This window comes from Candidatus Frankia nodulisporulans, from assembly GCF_902806475.1.
Taxonomy (GTDB): domain Bacteria; phylum Actinomycetota; class Actinomycetes; order Frankiales; family Frankiaceae; genus Frankia; species Frankia umida.
This window is the reverse complement of sequence record NZ_CADCWS010000347.1, coordinates 1-3,527: the sequence shown is the minus strand read 5'-3', so window position 1 is coordinate 3,527 and position 3,527 is coordinate 1. Positions and strand designations below refer to the sequence as shown.

At 74.2% G+C, this 3,527-nt stretch carries 2 protein-coding genes; both read left to right on the top strand.

The annotated features are described in order from the left end of the window. Window positions 1-355 precede the first annotated feature (355 nt). On the top strand, window positions 356-1,666 hold the full coding sequence (locus G6R24_RS19440; protein WP_163550610.1) for a hypothetical protein: 1,311 nt from the start codon (window positions 356-358) through the stop codon (window positions 1,664-1,666). Between the two features lie 118 nt (window positions 1,667-1,784). After that, window positions 1,785-2,927: an enoyl-CoA hydratase/isomerase family protein gene (locus G6R24_RS19435; RefSeq protein WP_225438762.1), complete on the top strand. Its 1,143-nt coding sequence runs from the start codon at window positions 1,785-1,787 to the stop codon at window positions 2,925-2,927. The last annotated feature ends 600 nt before the right edge of the window (window positions 2,928-3,527 follow it).

Here is a 3,527-nt window from a genome sequence, read left to right as displayed (position 1 = left end):
TAGGCCAGGTTCGGACCGCCAGCGGTTTCTCCCCGAGGCGTGGTCGCCCAGCCCGGTTCCCACCGTGCTCGGCGACCACGCCTCACCCTTCGGCCTCTACCCTGGCCGCCCCACCGCCCCACCGCCCGCGCTGCCCGCGCTGCCCGCGTCCGGTGTCATCCGGTCCGCTTTGGTCCGCACAACGCCAGGGCGGATGGTGACCATCGGTGTCGTTTCCGGTGTATCGCGATGCCGCCGGGTGTTCTGTCGGTGCCAAGGTGTAGAAATGCGCCGTCTGTCCTATGTCGGCCGCCGTTCGGGCGGGCCGTCACACGGCTGGTCGGTGGCACGTACGCACGGGGCAAGGGGGAGCCGCATGCCGGATTCGTCGGCGCTGGATGTCCTGATCGGGCTCGCGCTGCTGTTCGCCGCCTTCAGCCTGGCCGTGTCCAGGATCAACGAGGCCGTGCTCGGCGTTCTGCACTACCGCGAGCGCCGTCTGGAGTCCGCCCTGCGCGGCTTGCTCGGCGCACCCGCACCCGCACCCGCACCCGGCCCCGCGCCGGGTGACGACGACGCGAATCCGCCGGTGGATCTGATGGCGCGGCTGTTCGACGGGCCGTTGCGGATGCTGCGGGCCGGCGGCCACGAGGACCCCGCGGCGCACCAGGGCCCCGACATGGCCGCTCATCCCCCCGCCGAGGGCGGCTGGGCCGCTGTGCGCCGGGCGCGCCACCTGCGGTTGCCGTCCTACGTTCCGTCCACGCTGTTCGCCCAGGCCCTCGTCGACCTGGTGGACCCGCCCGCGCGCGCCATGCTCGGCCAGCTGCGCCCCGAGAGCCTCCCGTTGGACGTCCCCCACGAGCAGCGGGCCACCTACATCGCCGCCTACCAGGCCGCGACCCGCACGCTGGACGCGACGACCGCCGCCGCCCTGCTCGCCGCGACACCAGCCCAGTACCCCACCGGGCGGATGATCGCCGCCACCCTGGTCTCGGCCGTGGGCAGCGATCCCGTCACCACCCTCGAGCAGGGCCTCGCCGCCCTGCCGCCGTCCGCGGCGAAGACGGCCCTGACCGCCGCCGTGGTCCGGGCCCGCGGCGACCGCGACAAGATCGTCACTGAGCTCGCCGGCTGGTACGACCAGGCGATGGACCGCCTCTCCGGCTGGTACCGCCGCCGCATCTCGGTCTTTCTCGCCGGCTACGCCCTTCTGCTGGCCGCCGCCTTCAACCTCGACACCATCGGCATCGCCCGCGCGCTCTGGCAGGACGGCCCCGTCCGCGAAGCCGCCGTCACCGCCGCCCGCGTCACCCTCGACCAGACCGCCACCGCCACCGATTCCGCCGGTGCGTCCGGCGACTCCGCCTCATCCGATGGCTCCGCCTCGCCCGGTGACTCCGCGTCGTCCGGTGGCGATGTGGTGCCGGCGGCGGAGGAGGCGGTGCGCGCGGTGCGGGACGCCTCCGGGCTGGCCCTGCCCATCGGCTGGGTGCGAGCCAGCGAGGATCGAGAGGATCCTCGTGAGGTGCCGAACTCCGTGCACGGCTGGCTGGTGAAGATCCTCGGCCTGGCCCTGGCGTGCTTCGCCCTCACCGCCGGCGCGCCGTTCTGGTTCGATCTGCTCGGTCGCCTGGTGAACATGCGCTCCAGCGGCCCGAAGCCACGCTCCACCACGAGTTCGTGACTCACCGGGCTCGCCGGTCGCCGGTGACGGGTGGCGGTCCTCCGTCCTGGATGGGTGTGCCCGCGGCCACTGCACCGCGGCCGGAAACGCTCACGGGCAGCGCACTAGCGTCGGAGGCGTGAGTTTTCCTGCGCCCGAGGCGGCCCTCGCCGCACTGCACGTGGATCCCGAGGTGTTCAGTCCGCTCGACGAGCGGCCGTTGCTGGTGGTCGACGCGGCCGCGCCGGCCGCGGTGCGCGTCGCCGAGGTGGGACGGCACCTGCCGTGCGTCCTGGTCGCGGTCGCCGAGGATCTGCGGCGGGTCCCCGCCGAGGTCGCCGCGGCCGGCTTCGACATCCTGCTCACCGAGACACCGGCGCCGCCGCGGCCGTGGGTCCACGCCCCGGGCGGTCTGGACGCCGCGGTCGCCGCGCTGGCGGCGGTGGTACGCAGCCGTCCGTTCGCGTCGGTGGCCCTGGTGCAGCTGCTGCGCTTGAGTTGTCGGGGAGACATCCGGGACGCGGTGGTCGCGGAGTCGTTCGCCTACTCCGCGCTTCAGGCCGGCCCCGAGTTCGCCGCCTGGCTGGACGACCATCGCCGCCGCCGCGCCGCCCGCGCGAACCGCCAGCCCACCCCACTCACCGTCCCCACCCCACTCGCGGTGCCCACACCACCCACCGTGCCACCCGCGGGGGCGGGAGCCGCCGAGCGGCCGGCGGTGCTGGTCGAGCGGCACGGGTCGGTGCTGACGGTGATCCTGAACCGACCGGGACGGCACAACGCGGTCAACACCGGCCTGCGGGACGGGCTGGTGGCGGCGTTCCGGCTCGCCGCGCTCGATGACGACCTGACCGGGATCCGGCTGGGCGGTGCGGGCCCGTCGTTCTCCAGCGGAGGGGACCTGACCGAGTTCGGTTCGCTACCCGATCCCGGACGGGCGCACGCGGTGCGCACCAGCCGCAGCATCCCGCTGAACCTGCTGGCCTGCGGAGTGCCGGCGACCGCCTACGTCCATGGGCTGTGTATCGGCGCGGGGGCGGAACTGCCGGCCTTCTGCACCCGGGTCATCGCCGCGCCGGACGCCACGTTCCGGCTGCCCGAGATCGCGATGGGGCTGGTACCGGGGGCTGGGGGGACGGCCAGTCTGCCGCGGCGGATCGGACGTCACCGGGCCACACATCTGATTCTCAGCGGCGAGCCCATCGACGCCGAGCAGGCGCTGGCCTGGGGACTGGTCGACGCGATCGAACCCCGCCACGGGATGCCCGGCGCCACCGACTGACCGCTGACCGCCGCGTCGCTGTCCCGCCGCGGTTGCGGTGCCGGGTCGCTGTGCCGCGCGGTGAGCGGCGGTGCTGTGTCCGGGCACGACGCGGCGGTGGGTCCTTCGACGCGCTCGCCATCGCGGCGATGGCCGCCGCGCCGTGCCTGGCTGGCTTCGACCCGATCCCTCCACGGGTCGTCGCCGTCTGGGCTGGGTGGACACCTGGTTGCTCGAGGGTCCGAGGATCCGCCGGCTCGTCCACCGTCGGGGCGATCGGCTGGTCGTCCACCCGTATCGAGCCTGCCGGGCGCGCCGCGTGGAGGACAGAGCCGCCCGGGCACCTGGTCGCCTGCCGAGGGGTCCGCGCCGTCCCGGCGCGATGGCCCGGTGATCGCGGGACGTTCGACTCTGCCGCGGGACGAGGAAGGCTGGCAGTCCGGGACTGTCGTGGCGGGGAGCGTGACCCGTACGTACGGAGGCGGGCACGGCGGTGGGGCGGCGGTGGGGCGGCGAGGGTGAGAAGGGCGGTGGGATGGCGGGCACCGAGGTGTCCGCGCAGGACAACTCGTGGCCGACCCCGGCCGGAGTCGAACCGGTTTCCTTGTGATGAAGTGATTG